The sequence below is a fragment of the Streptomyces sp. NPDC058195 genome, assembly GCF_042883525.1.
Lineage (GTDB): Bacteria > Actinomycetota > Actinomycetes > Streptomycetales > Streptomycetaceae > Streptomyces.
On the sequence record NZ_JBHVVM010000008.1, the window covers coordinates 99,890 to 118,269 of the forward strand.

Annotated in this window: 13 protein-coding genes, 1 pseudogene and 1 riboswitch; of the genes and pseudogenes, 11 read left to right on the forward strand and 3 right to left on the reverse strand. The window is 72.0% G+C overall.

All coding sequences use genetic code 11. The features are described from left to right. Positions 1-2: 2 nt before the first annotated feature. Positions 3-1,325 (reverse strand): citrate/2-methylcitrate synthase, encoded by a 1,323-nt coding sequence (locus tag ACFVWY_RS12775; RefSeq protein ID WP_389870542.1) that lies wholly within the window; start codon positions 1,323-1,325, stop codon positions 3-5. 111 nt (positions 1,326-1,436) lie between these two features. On the opposite strand from ACFVWY_RS12775, the gene ACFVWY_RS12780 reads away from it, so the two are divergent. Continuing rightward, positions 1,437-2,597: a citrate/2-methylcitrate synthase gene (locus ACFVWY_RS12780; RefSeq protein ID WP_389870544.1), complete on the forward strand. Its 1,161-nt coding sequence runs from the start codon at positions 1,437-1,439 to the stop codon at positions 2,595-2,597. Between the two features lie 21 nt (positions 2,598-2,618). Next, positions 2,619-3,731 (forward strand): CobW family GTP-binding protein, encoded by a 1,113-nt coding sequence (locus ACFVWY_RS12785; RefSeq protein ID WP_389870547.1) that lies wholly within the window; start codon positions 2,619-2,621, stop codon positions 3,729-3,731. A 39-nt stretch (positions 3,732-3,770) separates the two neighbouring features. Here ACFVWY_RS12785 and ACFVWY_RS12790 read toward each other — a convergent pair whose 3' ends face one another. After that, complete coding sequence (locus ACFVWY_RS12790; RefSeq protein ID WP_389870549.1) at positions 3,771-6,221, reverse strand: DNA topoisomerase (ATP-hydrolyzing) subunit A; 2,451 nt, start codon at positions 6,219-6,221, stop codon at positions 3,771-3,773. A gap of 270 nt (positions 6,222-6,491) precedes the next feature. Here ACFVWY_RS12790 and ACFVWY_RS12795 point away from each other — a divergent pair, with 270 nt between their 5' ends. From ACFVWY_RS12795 to ACFVWY_RS12810, 4 genes and pseudogenes are all read left to right on the forward strand, one after another. Next, the gene (locus tag ACFVWY_RS12795; protein WP_389870551.1) at positions 6,492-7,856 is read left to right on the forward strand and encodes a M16 family metallopeptidase; all 1,365 of its coding nucleotides are present in this window, start codon (positions 6,492-6,494) and stop codon (positions 7,854-7,856) included. Between the two features lie 23 nt (positions 7,857-7,879). Beyond that, positions 7,880-9,262: a M16 family metallopeptidase gene (locus ACFVWY_RS12800; protein ID WP_389870921.1), complete on the forward strand. Its 1,383-nt coding sequence runs from the start codon at positions 7,880-7,882 to the stop codon at positions 9,260-9,262. Between the two features lie 237 nt (positions 9,263-9,499). After that, positions 9,500-9,665, forward strand: a riboswitch (cyclic di-AMP (ydaO/yuaA leader). A gap of 13 nt (positions 9,666-9,678) precedes the next feature. After that, positions 9,679-10,503 carry a M23 family metallopeptidase gene (locus ACFVWY_RS12805; protein ID WP_389870552.1) on the forward strand — a complete coding sequence of 275 codons (825 nt, stop codon included), beginning with the start codon at positions 9,679-9,681 and terminating at the stop codon, positions 10,501-10,503. A 225-nt stretch (positions 10,504-10,728) separates the two neighbouring features. Then, positions 10,729-11,420 (forward strand): annotated as a pseudogene (locus tag ACFVWY_RS12810) (GntR family transcriptional regulator). A 147-nt stretch (positions 11,421-11,567) separates the two neighbouring features. Here ACFVWY_RS12810 and ACFVWY_RS12815 read toward each other — a convergent pair. Then, positions 11,568-11,849, reverse strand: a complete 282-nt coding sequence (locus ACFVWY_RS12815; protein WP_389870555.1) for an HPr family phosphocarrier protein — start codon at positions 11,847-11,849, stop codon at positions 11,568-11,570. 173 nt (positions 11,850-12,022) lie between these two features. Here ACFVWY_RS12815 and ACFVWY_RS12820 point away from each other — a divergent pair, with 173 nt between their 5' ends. The 5 genes from ACFVWY_RS12820 (at position 12,023) to ACFVWY_RS12840 (ending at position 18,374) form a co-directional block, all read left to right on the forward strand. Further along, positions 12,023-14,902, forward strand: coding sequence for a GNAT family N-acetyltransferase (locus ACFVWY_RS12820; protein WP_389870557.1), 2,880 nt, complete (start codon positions 12,023-12,025; stop codon positions 14,900-14,902). 71 nt (positions 14,903-14,973) lie between these two features. Beyond that, on the forward strand, positions 14,974-15,570 hold the full coding sequence (locus tag ACFVWY_RS12825; protein ID WP_352273245.1) for a DUF5998 family protein: 597 nt from the start codon (positions 14,974-14,976) through the stop codon (positions 15,568-15,570). Beyond that, a complete protein-coding gene (locus ACFVWY_RS12830) occupies positions 15,570-16,757 on the forward strand; it encodes an alkaline phosphatase family protein (protein ID WP_389870560.1) in 1,188 nt (395 codons plus the stop codon). The genes ACFVWY_RS12825 and ACFVWY_RS12830 overlap by 1 nt, the downstream gene beginning before the upstream one ends. Before the next feature lie 51 nt (positions 16,758-16,808). Further along, positions 16,809-17,459 (forward strand): thymidine kinase, encoded by a 651-nt coding sequence (locus tag ACFVWY_RS12835; protein WP_389870562.1) that lies wholly within the window; start codon positions 16,809-16,811, stop codon positions 17,457-17,459. A 48-nt stretch (positions 17,460-17,507) separates the two neighbouring features. Then, positions 17,508-18,374, forward strand: a complete 867-nt coding sequence (locus ACFVWY_RS12840) for a PaaX family transcriptional regulator C-terminal domain-containing protein (protein WP_389870923.1) — start codon at positions 17,508-17,510, stop codon at positions 18,372-18,374. Positions 18,375-18,380 lie beyond the last annotated feature (6 nt).

Below are 18,380 nucleotides of genomic sequence, written 5' to 3' on the forward strand. Positions count from 1 at the left end.
GCTCAGCGCGGCGTCCCGTCTGCCGCGGCGGGCAGTGGCTGCGGAGGGCGGGGGCCGTTGTACTGCCCGCTGGGGCGGATCCGCAGCGGCCGTTCCCCGTACTCCTCCAGGGCGTGGGCGATCCAGCCGGCCGTGCGGGACACCGCGAATATGGTCTCTCCGGCCTCCACGGACATGCCGCAGGAGACCGAGAGCACGGCGAGCGCCAGATCGACATTGGCGTGCAGGGGGGTGTGGCCCGCGGTCGTGGTGACCACGTCACGCGCCGCCGCGAGCACTGCGGCGGCCTGCGGAACACGGGCCAGCAAAGCGAACAGCACCCGCGCCCGCGGGTCCTCGGCGGCGTAGAGACGGTGGCCGAGTCCGGGCACCTGGCGTCCGGTACGGAGATGGTCCGCGACCACCGGGGCCGCCGAGCCCCGCTCCAGGACCTCGGCCAGCATCCGGTGCGCCAGTCCGCTGGCCGCGCCGTGCAGCGGACCCTCAAGGACTCCGAGGCCCGCGGAGACCACCGCGTACGGATGGGCATGGGCGGATGCCGCGACCCTGGCGGCCAGCGTCGACGCTGCGAGGTCGTGGTCGATCAGCAGAGCCAGCGCGGCGTCCAGTGCGGCGATCGCAGGTTCGTCAGCGGGCCGGGCAGTGAGTTTCGGCCATATCCGCCGGGCCAGCCCGGCACCGCCCGCGTCCGTCGCCGGTTCTCCGGCTGTCTCGCTGCCCTGCGGCGCGCCCGGAACCACGGGCAGCACGTCGACCAGGGTCGGGACGAGACTTCGCGCGGCGGCGAGCACCGATTCCTGTGAGAGGTCGAAGCGGAGCGGATCGGTGGTCGCCGCCGCGACCACGGCCACCCGCAGCCGGTCCGTCGAACCGCTGTGCGCGGGCAGCGCCTCGACCGCCCGGCGCGCCGCGGCCAGCGCCTCGGCCGGGGCCGTGAAGCGGATGCCGGGCCGCAGTTCGCCGGTCCAGAGCCACTCGGCGACCTCTTCGTAGGCGTAGCGCCGGGCCAGCTCGGTCGCGTCGACGCCCCGGAAGTAGTAGTGGTCGTTCTCGATCAGCGTGACGCCGGTGCGGAAGGCCGGTTCGGCGGTGGCGGGGGAGACGGGGGGCCTGCGGTTCGTACGCCGGGCCAGCGCGTCGATCTCGGCGGCGTCGAACGTGCTGCCGCGCCCGCCCGGAGCGCGTCTGCTGCTCAGCTGTCCCCGGCTGACGTACGCGTACAGCGTCTCCGGCTTGACTCCGAGCCGCTCGGCAGCCTCCCGGGTGCTGAGGCGCTGCCCGGCAGCCTCCTTCCGGCCTTCGTCAGGTGCCACTTGATCCTTCATGCCATCAACCTTATCTACATTGATTCAATCAATATTGACAGGATTGAAGTCAATCATGGATGGTCGAAATCAATCTCTAAACGCCCTGCTGGGGCACGCATGGAGGAAAAGATGTCGACCACGACCAGCGGAAGCCCGCTCGATGTACCCCGTGGACTCGCGGGGGTCGTCGTCACCGAGACCGCCCTCGGGGATGTCCGGGGGCGCGAGGGCTTCTACCACTACCGGCAGTACTCCGCGATCGAACTGGCGCGGACGCGCGGTTTCGAGGACGTCTGGTACCTGATGTCCGAGGGCACACTGCCCGGCGCCGAGGCGCGCTCCGCTTTCGCCGCCCGCACCGCCGCGTTGCGCCGACTGCCCGCCGAGGTGGCCGGGATGCTGCCCGCCCTGGCGCGCGCCGGAGCCGCCAGCGGGCCGCTGGCCGGCCTGCGCACCGCCCTCTCGCTGCTCGGCGCCTCGGCCGGATTCCGGCCCGTGTACGACATCGACGCCGAACAGCGCCGGGCCGACGCGCTGGCGCTCTGCGCCGCCGTACCCACCGTGCTCACCGCCCTGTACCGGATCGGCCGGGGCCTCGAACCGGTGGAGCCGCGCGACGATCTGCCGCACGCGGCCAACTATCTGTACATGCTCACCGGTTCCGTACCGGACGAGGACCGCGCCAGGGCCGTGGAGCAGTACCTGATCTCCACCGTCGACCACGGCTTCAACGCCTCGACGTTCACCGGCCGGGTCGTCGCCTCCACCGGGGCTGATGTGGCCGCCTGTCTGGTGGCGGCCGTCGGCGCGCTCTCCGGACCGCTGCACGGCGGGGCGCCGAGCCGGGCGCTCGACACCCTGGACGCCATCAAAACCCCCGACCGGATCGATGGCTGGATTCGCGAACGCGTGCTCGCGGGCGACCGGATCATGGGCTTCGGGCATCCCGTCTACCGCACTGAGGACCCCCGCTCACGCATGCTGCGGGACATCGCCCAGGGCTTCGGCGGTCCGCTCGTCGACTTCGCCGTCGAGGTCGAGTCCCGGGTCGAGACGATCCTCGCGGAGCTCAAGCCCGGCAGGGAGCTGCACACCAACGTCGAGTTCTACGCCGGAGTCGTCATGGAGCTCTGCGGGCTGCCGCGCGAGATGTTCACCCCGACGTTCTGCGTGGCGAGGGCGGTCGGCTGGAGCGCCAATATCCTGGAACAGGCGGAGGACTCCAAGATCATCCGCCCGGCGGCCCGCTACGTCGGCACGCGTCCGCCGCAGCCGGTCCCCGCACTCTGAGGCGCCTGAGAGAGGTCCCCGTTGAACCCGTCGTTCCCGCCCCGCGCACAGCAGATCCCGGTCGTCGTCCTCGCGGGGTTCCTGGGATCGGGCAAGACGACGCTGCTCAACCACCTGCTCCGCAACCGCTCCGGCAACCGGATCGGCGTGATCGTCAACGACTTCGGCGCCATCGACATCGACGCCATGACGGTCTCCGGGCAGGTCGGTTCCACGGTCTCGCTGGGCAACGGCTGCCTGTGCTGCGCGGTCGACGCGAGCGAGCTCGACGGCTTCCTGGAGACGCTGACCGGGCCCGCGGCCCGGCTCGATGTGATCGTCATCGAGGCCAGCGGGCTGGCCGAGCCGCAGGAACTCGTACGGATGCTCCTGGCCAGCGACAATCCGAACATCGTGTACGGGGGACTGGTGGAGGTCGTCGACGCCGCGGAATTCGGCGCCACCCGGGCCCGCCATCCGGAACTCGACCGCCACCTGGCCGTCGCCGATCTCGTCGTGCTCAACAAGACCGACCGGGTCGGGCGCGAGGAACAGGCCCGCCTCCAGGACACCGTCGCCGCGGCCAGTGCCCGCGCGGGCGGCGCCGCGGCCGTCGTCTGCGCGACGTACGGCCGGATCGACCCCGAGCTGCTCTTCGACCCGGCGCTACGGCCGGACAGCGAGGAGAAGGAGCGTCAGCTCAGCTTCGAGGACCTGCTCCTGGCGGAACGGGAGGAGCAGGACGGCGACGGGCACACGCACCATCTCCACGCCGCGTACGACAGCGTGTCCTTCACCGCGGACGTGCCGATGAACCCGCGCCGCCTGATGGGGTTCCTCGACTCACGGCCGCGGGGCCTCTACCGGATCAAGGGCTTCGTCGACTTCGGCAGCGGTGACCGGGCCAACAAGTACGCCGTGCACGCGGTCGGCAGGTTCCTGCGGTTCGAGCCGCAGCCCTGGAAGCGCGGCGAGCCGCGCGCCACCCAGCTGGTGCTGATCGGCTCCGGTATCGCCGCCGAGGCCCTGGGCAAGGAGCTGGCCGACTGCCGGGAGAGCGGCGGTCCGGCCCCGGACCCGGCGCAGGACGCCGCGCATGAGCGAAGCATGTGGGGCGTCCTGCGGTACGTACGGCAGCCCGGCGACGACGCGTAGGGCCTTGCGGGCCACGCCCCGTCGCCGGGGACCGGACGGCTACACCGGTCCGGCGACCACCGCGACCGGCTTGGCCAGCGGCGTACCCGAACCGTCGCGCCGGGGGTCGGGCACGGGCAGCTCGCTCGGCGCGCCGTTCTGCTGCGCGGCGCGGGCCGGTGTGGCGCCCGCCCAGGCGAACACCAGACTGTCCTCGCCCTTGAGGAACCGCTGACAGCGCACCCCGCCGGTGGCCCGGCCCTTGCGCGGGTACTGGTCGAACGGGGTGAGCTTGCAGCTCAGCATCGAGTCGTCCAGCAGGCCGTGCGAGCCGGCGACGGTGAACACCACCGCGTCCACCGCAGGGTCCACCGCGGTGAACGAGAGCACCTCCGCGCCCGCGGTGAGCTTGACCCCCGCCATACCTCCCGCGGGCCTGCCCTGCGGCCGCACCTGCGCCGCCGGATAGCGCAGCAGCTGGGCGTCGGAGGTAATGAAGACCAGGTCCTCCTCGCCGGTGCGCAGCTCGGCCGCGCCGACGATCCGGTCCCCCTCCTTGAGCCCGATGACCTCCAGCTCGTCCTTGTTGGCCGGGTAGTCCGGCACCACCCGCTTGACGACGCCCTGAAGGGTGCCGATCGCCAGTCCGGGGGAAGACTCGTCGAGCGTGGTGAGGCAGACGACCGACTCGTCGCTCTCCAGCGTGAGGAACTCGGCGACCATCGCGCCGCCCGACAGATTGGGCGCCGCGTGGGTGTCCGGCAGCTGGGGAAGATCGATCACCGCGAGCCGCAGCAGCCGGCCCGCGGACGTCACGACGCCCACGTCCCCGCGGGCCGTCGCCGGTACGGCCGACACGATCACATCGTGCTTGGCGCGCCTGGCGTCCTCGGCGAGCACCACCGGCTCGTCGTTGGCCGTACGGGCCAGCAGGCCGGTCGAGGACAGCAGCACCCGGCACGGGTCGTCCGCGACCTCCAGCGGAACCGAGGCGACCTGCGCACCGGCCGACTCCAGCAGCACCGTACGCCGCTCGGTGCCGAACTTCTTGGCGACCGCCGCCAGTTCGGTGGAGACGAGCTTGCGCAGCGCGTTGTCCGATTCGAGGATCGTGGTCAGCTCGTCGATCTCGCTGCTGAGCCGGTCCCGCTCGCTCTCCAGCTCGATCCGGTCGAACTTGGTCAGCCGGCGCAGCGGGGTGTCCAGGATGTACTGCGTCTGCGTCTCGCTCAGCGAGAAGTGCGCGACGAGCCGCTCCTTGGCCTGCGCCGAATTGTCGCTGGACCGGATGATCCGGATGACCTCGTCGATGTCGATCAGCGCGACGAGCAGCCCCTCGACCAGATGCAGCCGGTCGCGGCGCTTGCTCCGGCGGAACTCACTGCGCCGGCGCACCACGTCGAAGCGGTGGTCGAGATAGACCTCCAGAAGCTCCTTGAGCCCCAGCGTGAGCGGCTGCCCGTCGACCAGCGCCACGTTGTTGATGCCGAAGGACTCCTCCATCGGCGTGAGCCGGTAGAGCTGCTCCAGGACGGCTTCCGGCACGAAACCGTTCTTCACCTCGATGACCAGGCGCAGGCCGTGCTCGCGGTCGGTGAGGTCCTTGACGTCCGCGATGCCCTGGAGCTTCTTCGCCGAGACCAGGTCCTTGATCTTGGCGATCACCTTCTCCGGACCGACCGCGAAGGGCAGTTCCGTGACGACCAGGCCCTTGCGGCGGGCCGTCACGTTCTCCACGGAGACGGTGGCGCGGATCTTGAACGTGCCGCGCCCGCGGGCGTACGCGTCCTTGATGCCGCCCAGACCCACGATCCGGCCACCGGTGGGCAGGTCGGGCCCCGGCACGAACCGCATCAGGGTGTCCAGGTCGGCGGCCGGGTGCTTGATCAGGTGACGGGCGGCGGCGATGACCTCGCCCAGGTTGTGCGGCGGCATGTTGGTCGCCATACCGACCGCGATCCCGGACGAGCCGTTGACCAGGAGGTTCGGGTATGCGGCGGGGAGCACGGTGGGCTCCCTCTCCTGGCCGTCGTAATTCGACTGGAAAGTGACGGTGTCCTCGTCGATCGACTCCGTCATCAAGGACGTCGCGTCGGCCATCCGGCACTCGGTGTACCGCATGGCGGCCGGCGGGTCGTCGTTGCCGAGCGAGCCGAAGTTCCCGTGGCCGTCGACCAGGGGGAGCCGCATCGAGAACGGCTGCGCGAGACGGACCAGCGCGTCGTAGATCGACGCGTCGCCGTGCGGGTGCAGCTTGCCCATGACCTCGCCGACGACACGGGCGCACTTCACGAAGCCGCGGTCGGGGCGCAGGCCCATCTCGTTCATCTGGTACACGATGCGGCGGTGCACCGGCTTCATGCCGTCGCGGGCGTCGGGCAGGGCCCGCGAGTAGATCACGGAGTACGCGTACTCAAGGAAGGAGCCCTGCATTTCGTCGACGACGTCGATGTCGAGGATCTTCTCCTCGAAGTCGTCCGGCGGCGGGGTCTTCGTGCTGCGGCGGGCCATCGCTGCTGCGACTCCTTCACGGATTCTGTTCGGGCAACCTCAGGTTCTGACGCGGACCATTGTGGACCGCCGCACTGACAACCCCGACCTCGACCCGTCCCAAAGCGCGTCCGTGACCCGCGCCGGGACGGTTTTCTGCCCCGGCACGCGGGGGATGCGCCCCTCTTTCACGCGAACTTCCCCGGAACGGGAACTTCGCCAAGTGTCCGTCCGCTTGCTTAAAGTGGCAGGTCTCGCAGGAAATCCAGTATCGCGATCGAAGGGACGTACATGCCCATGGGTCACACGGCCACCGCTCAGGCCGGCTCCGGCGGCTTGACAGCGACCGAGCACCGCCTGGCCAACGGCCTGCGCGTGGTGCTCTCCGAGGACCATCTGACCCCGGTCGCCGCGGTCTGTCTCTGGTACGACGTCGGCTCGCGCCACGAGGTCAAGGGGCGCACCGGCCTGGCGCACCTCTTCGAGCACCTGATGTTCCAGGGCTCCGGCCAGGTCAAGGGGAACGGCCACTTCGAGCTGGTGCAGAGCGCCGGCGGCTCGCTCAACGGCACCACCAGCTTCGAGCGCACGAACTACTTCGAGACGATGCCCACGCATCAGCTGGAGCTGGCTCTGTGGCTGGAGGCGGACCGCATGGGCTCGCTGCTCGCCGCGCTCGACGAAGAGTCCATGGAGAACCAGCGCGACGTCGTCAAGAACGAGCGCCGCCAGCGCTACGACAACGTCCCCTACGGCACGGCGTTCGAGAAGCTGACGGCGCTGTCCTACCCCGAGGGCCACCCGTACCACCACACCCCGATCGGCTCGATGGCCGATCTGGACGCCGCGACCCTGGAGGACGCGCGCGCCTTCTTCCGCACCTACTACGCGCCCAACAACGCGGTGCTCTCGGTGGTCGGCGACATCGACCCCGAGCAGACCCTCGCCTGGATCGAGAAGTACTTCGGTTCCATCCCGTCCCACGACGGCAAGCAGCCGCCGCGCGACGGGGCGCTCCCGGAGACCATCGGCGAGCAGCTGCGCGAGGAGGTGCGCGAGGAGGTCCCGGCGCGGGCCCTGATGGCCGCCTACCGGCTGCCGCACGACGGCACCCGCGAGTGTGACGCGGCGGACCTCGCGCTGACCGTGCTCGGCGGCGGTGAGTCCTCGCGGCTCCACAACCGTCTGGTCCGCCGTGACCGTACGGCGGTGGCGGCCGGGTTCGGGCTGCTGCGGCTGGCCGGGGCGCCCTCGCTCGGCTGGCTGGACGTGAAGACGTCCGGCGGCGTGGAGGTGCCGGAGATCGAGGCCGCGGTCGACGAGGAGCTCGCCAGGTTCGCCGCCGAGGGCCCCACGCCCGAGGAAATGGAGCGCGCACAGGCCCAGTTGGAACGCGAGTGGCTGGACCGCCTCGGTACGGTCGCCGGGCGCGCCGACGAACTCTGCCGGTTCGCGGTGCTCTTCGGTGACCCGCAGCTCGCCCTGACCGCCGTGCACCGGGTGCTCGACGTCACCGCGGAGGAGGTCCAGGCGGTCGCCAAGGCCCGGCTGCGCCCCGACAACCGGGCGGTGCTGGTCTACGAGCCGGTCGAGGCGGCCGAGTCCGCGGACGCCGACGCTGACGACACCGACGCGCAGGAAGGAGCGGGCAAGTGACCGACGCCGCGACTGGAGTTTCGATGCAGTACCACCCGCAGCCGGTCCCCGGCGTCGCCCGTCCCTGGGCCTTCCCCGCCCCGGAGCGCGGCTCCCTGCCCAACGGCCTCACGGTGCTCCGCTGCCACCGCCCCGGCCAGCAGGTCGTGGCGGTCGAGATCTTCCTCGACGCCCCGCTGGACGCCGAGCCCGAGGGCCTCGACGGCGTGGCCACGATCATGTCGCGGGCCCTGTCCGAGGGCACCGACAAGCGCACCGCGGAGGAGTTCGCCGCCGAGCTGGAGCGCTGCGGTGCCACGCTCGACGCGCACGCGGACCACCCCGGCGTCCGGGTCTCCCTTGAGGTTCCGGCCTCCCGGCTGGCCAAGGCGCTCGGACTGGTCGCCGAGGCGCTGCGGGCGCCCGCCTTCTCCGACAGCGAGATCGAGCGGCTGGTGCGCAACCGGCTCGACGAGATCCCGCACGAGCAGGCCAACCCGGCCCGGCGCGCCGCCAAGCAGCTCTCCAAGGAGCTCTTCCCGGCACAGGCGCGCATGTCGCGTCCGCGCCAGGGCACCGAGGAGACGGTGGAGCGGATCGACGCGGCGGCCGTGCGCGCCTTCTTCGAGGCCCACGTCCGGCCGTCCGCCGCGACCGCCGTGGTCGTCGGTGACCTCACCGGCATCGATCTGGACGCCCTGCTCGCCGACACCCTGGGCGACTGGTCGGGCGAGGCCGCCGAGTCCCGCCCGGTGCCTCCGATCACCGCCGACGACACCGGCCGCGTGGTGATCGTCGACCGTCCCGGCGCGGTCCAGACCCAGCTGCTGATCGGCAGGGTCGGCGCCGACCGCCACGACCGTGTGTGGCCGGCCCAGGTGCTCGGCACCTACTGCCTGGGCGGCACGCTCACCTCCCGCCTCGACCGGGTGCTGCGCGAGGAGAAGGGCTACACGTACGGCGTGCGGGCCTTCGCCCAGGTGCTGCGCTCGACGGCCCCGGGCTCCGCCTCGGGCGCCACCGGTGCCTCGATGCTGGCCATCAGCGGTTCGGTGGACACGGAGTCCACCGAACCGGCGCTGAAGGACCTGTGGACGGTCCTGCGGACGCTGGCGGCCGGGGGCCTCACCGACGAGGAGCGCGAGACGGCGGTGCAGAACCTGGTGGGCGTGGCGCCCCTGAAGTTCGAGACGGCGGCCTCCGTCGCGGGAACCCTCGCCGACCAGGTCGAGCAGCATCTGCCGGACGACTACCAGGCGCAGCTGTACGCCCGCCTCGCGGAGACCGGCACGGTCGAGGCGACCGCGGCGGTCGTCAACGCCTTCCCGGTCGACCGGCTGGTCACGATCCTGGTCGGCGACGCGGCCCGGATCGAGGAGCCCGTCCGGACCCTGGGCATCGGAGAGGTGACGGTGGTCACCGGCTGACCGGCTGGTCATCGGTCGGCCTCTGGCCGCACCGATCGGTACGCAGTGGGGCAAAGGGGCGACCCTCGCGAGCGAGATCTCGCGAGAGTCGCCCCTTTTGTCCGTTCTGTTGCAAGGGTTGCCTGTCTGCCCTGTGGGATGCGCTACAAAACGCCCTGTCCGTTTGGCGGATGAAAGTCGCCCCGTTTAGCGTCGGCACGACTGTTCGCCACTCGTATGCCGCATCCGCGACGTACCGGACAGTCATCGCCGAGTCCCCGTCCGGCGCGAGCCCGGGGAGCCGGGGACCCACGCAGTCCCTGGGGTGAATCGGACGCCTGAGCCCCAAGGGGCCGGGGCGCCCGTAGGAGACCTTCCTGCTCCGAACCCGTCAGCTAACCCGGTAGGCGAGAAGGAAGGAAAGGATCAGCCACTCCATGGCGTTCACCCGTGCCACCGGGAAGCATCGTGCCCCGGGCCGACTGAAGCGCAAGGGCGCGAAGGCCGTCGGCGTCGCGGCCCTGGCCACCACCGGCGTCATCGGCGGTCTGGCCGCCCCGGCCGTCGCCGCGGACGCCGAGTCCGCCGCCGTCGAGGACACCGGCCTGACCCAGGTCCTCACCATCGACGAGACCCTCGCCGAGCGGATCGGAGCCCAGGCCGACGCGCAGCGGCACCAGGCCGACGCCGCGGCGAAGGCCGAGGCCGAGGCCAAGGCGAAGGCGAAGGCCGAGGCGCGGAAGAAGGCAGCGGCCAAGAAGAAGGCCGAGGCCAAGGCGGCTGCGGAGCGCGCGGCCGAGTCCCGCGCCGGGACGGCGACCCGTGTCGCCCGGTCCGCCGAGCGCACCGCGCTGGGCGCCTTCCACCTTCCGGTCGCCGGTTCGTACGTCTCCACCAGCTACAAGTCCGGCGGCTCGCTCTGGTCCTCCGGCAGTCACTCGGGCGTCGACTTCCACGCCGCGTCCGGCAGCTCCGTCGTCGCCGTCGGCGCCGGTACGGTCGTCGAGGCCGGCTGGGGCGGCGCGTACGGCAACAACATCGTGCTCCGGATGGCGGACGGCACGTACACGCAGTACGGCCACCTCTCCTCGATCGGTGTCGCGGTCGGTCAGGGCGTCGCCGCGGGCCAGCAGATCGGCCTCTCCGGTTCGACCGGGAACTCCACCGGGCCGCACCTTCACTTCGAGGCCCGGACGACGCCGTCGTACGGCTCCGACGTGGACCCGGTCGCGTACCTGCGCGCCCATGGCGCCGCCCTCTGACCGGCGCACCGCCACAGCTTCCGCCGAAGGCCCCGGGCTCCGCGTCCGGGGCCTTCGGCGTGCCCGCCGTGCGGTACGGGCGACCGCCCGGCGCCGGACCTTCGCGCGGCCGGAAGGTATTCATGAATTTCCACCCGGCATCGGAAATGGTGCCGCATTGCCATAGAGTCACGGAACAGGCGTCGGGCAGCCGCTTTTAGCGGGCATGGAGACGGAGGTTCGGGCATGCGCATTCCCGCGCATTCGGTAAGTACGGCGATCCGTGACGACATCGTCTCCGGTGTCTTCGGGCGCGGCAGCCGTCTCAGGGAGGAGGTGCTGGCCCGGCGGTACGGGGTCTCCCGCGTCCCGGTCCGCGAAGCGCTGCGCACCCTGGAGTCCGAGGGCTTCGTGGTCACCCGCAGACACGCGGGTGCCTGTGTCGCCGAGCCCACCGACCTGGAGGCGGCCGACCTCCTGGAGGTCCGGATGCTGCTGGAGCCGCTGGGTGCCGCCCGCGCCGCGCAGCGCCGCACCGAGGCCCACCTCAAGGTGCTGTGCGGCCTCGTGCGCCTCGGTCACGACCGGGTGCGGCGGGGCGAGGGCGAGGATCTGCGCGCGCTGGGCGGCTGGTTCCACGAGACGCTGGCACAGGCCTCCGGCAGCCCTGGCCTGATCGCCCTGCTCGGCCAGCTGCGGCACAAGATCGCCTGGATGTACGTGGTCGAGCAGCCGGCCCGGCCGGCGGACGCCTGGGCCGAGCGCGGGGCCATCGTGGACGCGGTGGCGCGCGGTGACGCCGACCGGGCCAGGGCGCTGGCCGTCCACCACGCGGAGCGAGCGGCGGCCGGGCACCGGCTGCGCTCCCGGCTTCCCGCGCCGATGCCCGGGTGAGGCCCCCGCAACATTCCGAAAACACCGCGGGCATCCGTTGTTAACGAGGACGCCGTATAAAAGGGATGAGGTTCCGTGCGGCCGGCCTTCTGGATTTCCCGTACCGCATTTCTTTCCCGGTTGAATGTCCCGGAACGTGAAAAAGCCGCGGCCCTGTTCGGTGGTGCCGCGGCTCTTTCGGTGAAAACGCTTCAGACGGTCTCCGGAAGCTCTTCGAGTCCCTCGGCGACCAGCTTCGCCAGACGGTCCAGAGCGGCTTCGGCGTCGTCCGCCTCGGAAGCGAGCACGATCTCCTCGCCCCCCTGTGCGCCGAGGCCGAGGACCGCGAGCATGGACGCGGCGTTCACCGGGGTGCCCTCGGACCTGGCGATCGTCACGGGGACGCCGGAAGCCGTGGCGGCACGGACGAAGATGGAAGCGGGGCGGGCGTGCAGGCCCTCGGCCCAACCGACGTTGACGCGGCGCTCAGCCATGGTTCTGCCCTTCACGAATCAACAGTTGTCTAGACCATTCTCGCATGCGGTGCGCGGTGTTCCGGCCGAGCCGCCGGACGTCCGTGACGTGCGGGACATCCCTTGATCGGCCCTCCCAGACTGCCCCGGCCCCGGTACGTACGCGACCGCTGACAGAGCCGTAGGCTTTGCCCATGGAGCCCGCCCCGGAGCAGAGTCCCCATCATGTCTACCCCGACCACTGGGAAGCGGACGTCGTCCTCCGCGACGGCGGCACCGCGCGCATCAGGCCCATCACCACCGACGACGCCGAGCGACTGGTCAGCTTCTACGAGCAGGTCTCCGACGAGTCGAAGTACTACCGGTTCTTCGCCCCGTATCCCCGGCTGTCCGACCGGGACGTGCACCGCTTCACCCATCACGACTACGTCGACCGGGTGGGGCTCGCCGTCACGGTCGGCGGCGAGTTCATCGCGACCGTCCGCTACGACCGGATCGACGAGCGGGGCAGGCCCGCCTCCGCGCCCGCCGACGAGGCCGAGGTCGCGTTCCTGGTCCAGGACGCGCACCAGGGCCGCGGCGTGGCCTCGGCGCTCCTCGAACACATCGCGGCCGTCGCCCGCGAGCGCGGCATCCGCCGCTTCGCCGCCGAGGTGCTGCCCGCCAACACCAAGATGATCAAAGTGTTCCGGGACGCCGGGTACACCCAGCAGCGCAGCTTCGAGGACGGCTCCGTCCACCTCACCCTGGACCTCGAACCGACCGCCGAGTCCCTCGCCGTCCAGCGCGGCCGCGAGCACCGGGCCGAGGCCCGCTCCGTGCAACGCCTGCTGGCCCCCGGCTCCGTGGCCGTCATCGGCGTCGGCCGGACCCCCGGAGGTGTCGGCCGCACCGTCCTGCGCAACGTCCTCGGCGCCGGGTTCACCGGCCGCACGTACGCCGTCAACAGCGCCTTCACCGCCGGACAGGACACGATCGACGGCGTCCCCGCCCGCCGCTCCCTCGGTGAGATAGGCGAACCGGTCGACCTCGCGGTCGTCGCCGTCCCCGCCGACCGCGTTCCGGAAGCCGTCGCGGACTGCGGCGAGCACGGGGTGCAGGGCCTGGTCGTCCTCTCCGCCGGGTACGCCGAATGGGGTGCCGAGGGCAGGGACCGGCAGCGCGAGCTGGTCCGGCAGGCCCGTTCGTACGGCATGCGGATCATCGGCCCGAACGCCTTCGGCCTCATCAACACCTCGGACGCGGTACGGCTGAACGCCTCGCTCGCCCCCGAGCCGCCCGCCCGGGGCCGGATCGGCCTCTTCACCCAGTCCGGAGCGATCGGCATCGCCCTGCTCTCCGGCCTCTACCGGCGCGGCGCGGGCCTGTCGACCTTCATCTCCGCGGGCAACCGCGCCGACATCTCCGGCAACGACTTCCTCCAGTACTGGTACGAGGACCCCGATACCGACGTCGCCCTGCTGTACCTGGAGTCGATCGGCAACCCCCGCAAGTTCACCCGCCTCGCGCGCCGGACCGCGGCCGTCAAGCCGGTGGTCGTGGTGAAGGGGGCCCGGCACAGCGGCTCCACCCCGCCCGGCCACGCGGTGCCGACCCGGCGCATTCCGGACGCCACGGTCTCGGCGCTCATGCGGCAGGCGGGCGTGATCCGGGTGGACACGGTCACGGAGATGGTCGACGCGGGTCTTCTCCTCGCCGACCAGCCGCTGCCCGCGGGCCCCCGGGTCATGATCCTCGGCAACTCCGAATCGCTCGGCCTGCTCACGTACGACGCCTGCCTCGCCGAGGGGCTGCGCCCGCGGCTGCCGCTGGACCTCACCACCGCCGCCACCCCGCAGGACTTCAGGGACGCCCTGGCGAAGGCGCTGGCCGACGAGGGCTGCGACGCGGTGATCGTGACGGCGATCCCCTGGGTCGGCGAGGACGGCCAGGCGGAAGCGGGCGACGGCGAAGTGCTCGCGGAGGCGCTGCGCTCGGCCGCCGCCGCGGGCCCGGCCAAGCCGGTGGCAGTCGTACACGTCGAGATCGGCGGGCTCGCGGAGGCCCTGGCCGCGGCCACCGGCACGGTTGCCCGCCCCTCGGCGGGCGGGGAAGCCCCGCAGGGCCCGCAGACCCCGCAGACCCAGCAGGGCCCCCGAGCCCCGGAGTCCGTGCGAGCGCCCGAGGCCCCGCAACCTCCGCCGGAAGCGGAGGCCCCCGGCCGCATCCCCGCCTACCCCGCCGCCGAACGGGCGGTCCGCGCCCTGGCCGAAGCGGTGCGGTACGCCCAGTGGCGGCGGCAGGCCGCCATCCCCGGCAAGGTGCCCGAATTCCTCGACGACACCATCGACGAGCCGGGCGCCGCCCACCTCATCGACACCCTCCTCGGCCCCGACCCCGACCTCCGGGGCCGACAGCTCGGCACGGACGAGGCCCGTGGACTCCTGGCCCGCTACGGCATCACCGTACGGCCGACGCTCCCGGCCCCCGACCCGGACGCCGCCGTCGTCGCCGCCGCCCGGCTCGGCTATCCCGTGGCGCTCAAGACCACCGCACCCCACCTGCGTCACCGCGCCGACCTCGGCGGCGTCCGGCTCGACCTGGCGGACGAGGACGCGCTGCGCCGGGCCTACGGCGAACTGACCGAGCTGCTGGGCGGCCCCGCCGAACTCCAGCCCGTCGTCCAGTCCATGGCACCGCGCGGCGTCGACACCGTCATACGGGCCACGATCGACCCGGCCGCGGGCGCCGTCCTCTCCTTCGGCCTCGCCGGAGCCCCCTCCGAGCTGCTCGGCGACACCGCCCACCGCCTCGTCCCGGCCACCGACCGCGACGCCGCGGAGCTGATCCGGTCCATCCGGGCCGCGCCGGTGCTCTTCGGCTGGCGCGGAGCCGCCCCGGTGGACACCGCGGCACTCGAAGAGCTGCTGCTCCGGGTCTCCCGGCTGGTCGACGACCACCCCGAGGTGGTCTCCGTCGCCCTGGAGCCCGTGGTGGTCGCGACCCGGGGACTGACCGTCCTCGGCGCGAGCGTCCGCCTCTCGCCGCCCCCGGCCCGTACCGATCTCGGCCCCCGCCGCCTGCCCAACTACTGACCGGAGCGGCCGCCGGCCGCCCCGTCGCGCAACGTCCCCGGCAGTCATCGGGCCCCCGTAGGATGGTGCCCATGGCAAAGACCGGTACGACGACCCAGGGGCTGCGCGCGGCGATCGAGCGCAGTGGCTACTACCCGGCCCTCGTGGCCGAGGCGGTGGAGGCCGCCGTGGGCGGTGAGCCGGTTGCCTCGTACCTGGTGCACCAGGAGACCACGTTCGACTCCAACGAAGTGCGCCGCCACGTCACCGTCCTGGTCCTCACGGACAACCGTTTCATCGTCAGCCACACCGACGAGCAGAACGCGGACACCAGCTCCCCGACGCCGTACGCCACCACCTCCACCGAGTCGGTCAAGCTCGACCGGATCTCGTCGGTCGTGGTCAGCCGTGTCGTGGCCAACCCGGAGAAGTACGTGCCGGGCACGCTGCCCCGCGAGGTCGTCCTCACCATCGGCTGGGGCGCGGTCTCCCGGATCGACCTGGAGCCGGCCGCCTGCGGCGACCCCAACTGCGAGGCCGACCACGGCTACACCGGCAACACCACCGCCGATGACCTGAGCCTGCGGGTCAGCGAGGCCGGCGACGGCCCCGACACCGTGCGCCAGACCCTCGCCTTCGCCCAGTCGCTCTCCGAGGCCACGGCCGCGACCGCGGCGACCGGCCGCTGATGGCACAGCCGGCCTGGCAGGAGCCCGATCCGCTCACGGTGGGGAGCGCCCCGGTCCCGGAGTACGGCAGCGGGTCGCTCGCCGATCTGCTGCCCACGCTCGTCGCCGGACAGGGCGTACCCGGCTTCACCGCCGCGATCCCCGAACTCACCCCCGCCGACCGGAACTGCGTCTTCCTGATCGACGGCCTGGGCTGGGAGCAGATCAAGGCCCACCCCGACGAGGCGCCTTTCCTGCACTCCCTGCTCCCCACCTCGCGCGGCGGCACCGGCCGCCCGATCACCGCGGGCTTCCCCGCCACCACCGCCACCTCGCTGGCCTCCGTGGGGACGGGGCTGCCGCCCGGGGAGCACGGCCTGCCCGGCTACTCCGCCCGCAACCCGGAGACCGGCGAGCTGATGAACCAGCTCCGCTGGCGCCCCTGGGTCTCCCCGGCGGCCTGGCAGCCCTACCCCACGGTCTTCCGGCTCGCGGACGCCGCGGGCGTGCGCACCGCCCAGGTCTCCGCGCCCGACTTCGAGCGGACCCCGCTCACCGAGGTCGCGCTCAGCGGCGGCTCCTTCCTGGGACGGCTCTCCGGCGAGGAGCGGATGGACACCGCCGCCGCACAGCTCGCCGCCGCCGACCGGACCCTCGTCTACACCTACTACAGCGAGGTCGACGGCAAGGGCCACCGCTTCGGCGTCGACTCCGACGCCTGGCGCGGCCAGCTGATGTACGTGGACGGGCTGGCCCGTCGCCTGGCCGAGCAGCTCCCGCCCCGCTCGGCGCTGTACGTCACCGCCGACCACGGCATGATCGACATCCCGTTCGACGAGCAGTCCCGGATCGACTTCGACGAGGACTGGGAGCTGCGCGCGGGGGTCGCCCTCCTCGCGGGCGAGGGCCGGGCCCGCCACGTGTACGCCGTCCCGGGAGCCGAGAGCGATGTGCTCGCCGTCTGGCGGGATGTGCTCGGCGAGCAGTTCTGGGTGGCGAGCCGGGAGGAGGCGATCGCGGCCGGCTGGTTCGGGCCGAGGATCGACGAGCGGGTCCACGGCAGGATCGGCGATGTCGTCGCGGCGGCCCACGACGACGTGATCATCACCGCCTCCGTCCATGAGCCGAACGAGTCCGCGATGGTCGGCGTGCACGGTTCGATGACCCCCGTCGAGCAGCTCGTCCCGCTCCTCGAAGTACGCTCGTAACCTTCTTCCTCCCACCCGTCCCCTCCCCACCCGAAAGGTGCTGGACCTCTCATGTCCGAGCTTGTGTTCTTCTCCGGAACGATGGACTGCGGAAAGAGCACGCTGGCCCTTCAGATCGGCCACAACCGTTCGGCACGCGGTCTGCAGGGCGTGATCTTCACCCGTGACGACCGGGCGGGGGAGGGCAAGCTCTCCTCACGGCTGGGACTGGTCACCGAGGCCATCGAGGCCGACGAGGCCATGGATCTGTTCGCCCATCTCGTCGACCGGATAAGCCGGGGCGGCCGGGCGGACTACGTGATCGTGGACGAGGCGCAGTTCCTGGCCCCCGTCCAGATCGACCAGCTGGCGCGCATCGTCGACGATCTCGGCATGGACGTCTTCGCGTTCGGCATCACCACCGACTTCCGGACCAAGCTCTTCCCCGGTTCGCAGCGGCTGATCGAGCTCGCCGACCGGGTCGAGACGCTCCAGGTCGAGGCGCTCTGCTGGTGCGGCGCCCGTGCCACGCACAACGCCCGGACGGTCGGCGGCGAGATGGTCGTCGAAGGCGCCCAGGTGGTCGTGGGAGACGTCAACCAGCAGGCTGGCGAGATTGGTTACGAGGTGCTGTGCCGACGCCACCACCAGCGCCGGACCACCAGCGTGACCGCCCGCGCCGCCGCGCTCTCCCCGGACGTGCTGCCGGTCGGCTCCGCCTGAGCCGCTCCGCCACGGTCTCGTGGGGCTGCTTAGGATGGCGGCGTGAACATGGCGAGCGGAGAAGCGGCCAGGTCCGGACCGGGCCCGCTGGCCAGGGTGCAGCCCCGGCAGCTGATCGTGACCGTCTACGGGCTGTACGCCCGCGACACCGGCGGCTGGATGTCGGTGGCCTCTCTGATCCAGCTGCTCGCCGACCTCGACGTCGAGGCGCCGACCGTACGCTCCAGCGTCTCGCGGCTGAAGCGGGCCGGACTGCTCGAAGCCCAGTCGGTCTCCGGGGCGGCCGGATACCGGATCTCGCCCGAGACCGAACGCATCCTGCGCGACGGCGACCCGCGCATCTTCGCCGCCCGCCGGGCCACTGCCGAGGAGGGCTGGGTGCTGGTCGTCTTCTCGGTGCCCGAGTCCGAGCGGGCCAGACGGCACACCCTGCGCACCCAGCTCACCCGGCTCGGCTTCGGCTCCGTGTCCGCCGGGGTGTGGATCGCCCCGGGCCATGTGCACGGCGAAGCGGAATCCATGCTGGCCAGGCACGGACTGCGCGCCTACACCGACCTCTTCCGGGCCGACTACCTCTCGGCGGCCGGGGGCGACGCCGATGACCTCGCCGGGAAGGTCCGCTCCTGGTGGGACACCGCCCGCCTGCAACGGCTGTACGTCGACTTCCTGGCCACGCACCGCCCGGTGGCCGAACGGATCGCGAGCGGTGCCCCGGTGACGGACCGCCAGGCCTTCGTGACGTACATCGGGCTCCTCACCGACTGGCGCAGACTCGTCTATCTCGACCCCGGCATCGCCCGGGAGCTGCTGCCCGGCGAGTGGAGCGGAACGCATGCCTCCGAACTCTTCGACGAGCTGCACGCCCGGCTGGCAGGTCCCGCCCACCGCCATGTGGAACGGGTCCGGGCACGCTGAACGGCC

Coding starts and splice junctions, on each gene's coding strand:
- ACFVWY_RS12825 (WP_352273245.1), top strand. CDS start 14,974: ATGGCAAAGACCGGTACGACGACCCAGGGGCTGCGCGCGGCGATCGAG.
- ACFVWY_RS12835 (WP_389870562.1), top strand. CDS start 16,809: ATGTCCGAGCTTGTGTTCTTCTCCGGAACGATGGACTGCGGAAAGAGC.
- ACFVWY_RS12800 (WP_389870921.1), top strand. CDS start 7,880: ATGCAGTACCACCCGCAGCCGGTCCCCGGCGTCGCCCGTCCCTGGGCC.
- ACFVWY_RS12840 (WP_389870923.1), top strand. CDS start 17,508: ATGGCGAGCGGAGAAGCGGCCAGGTCCGGACCGGGCCCGCTGGCCAGG.
- ACFVWY_RS12790 (WP_389870549.1), bottom strand. CDS start 6,221: ATGGCCCGCCGCAGCACGAAGACCCCGCCGCCGGACGACTTCGAGGAG.
- ACFVWY_RS12820 (WP_389870557.1), top strand. CDS start 12,023: ATGGAGCCCGCCCCGGAGCAGAGTCCCCATCATGTCTACCCCGACCAC.
- ACFVWY_RS12775 (WP_389870542.1), bottom strand. CDS start 1,325: ATGAAGGATCAAGTGGCACCTGACGAAGGCCGGAAGGAGGCTGCCGGG.
- ACFVWY_RS12795 (WP_389870551.1), top strand. CDS start 6,492: ATGCCCATGGGTCACACGGCCACCGCTCAGGCCGGCTCCGGCGGCTTG.
- ACFVWY_RS12815 (WP_389870555.1), bottom strand. CDS start 11,849: ATGGCTGAGCGCCGCGTCAACGTCGGTTGGGCCGAGGGCCTGCACGCC.
- ACFVWY_RS12805 (WP_389870552.1), top strand. CDS start 9,679: ATGGCGTTCACCCGTGCCACCGGGAAGCATCGTGCCCCGGGCCGACTG.
- ACFVWY_RS12830 (WP_389870560.1), top strand. CDS start 15,570: ATGGCACAGCCGGCCTGGCAGGAGCCCGATCCGCTCACGGTGGGGAGC.
- ACFVWY_RS12780 (WP_389870544.1), top strand. CDS start 1,437: ATGTCGACCACGACCAGCGGAAGCCCGCTCGATGTACCCCGTGGACTC.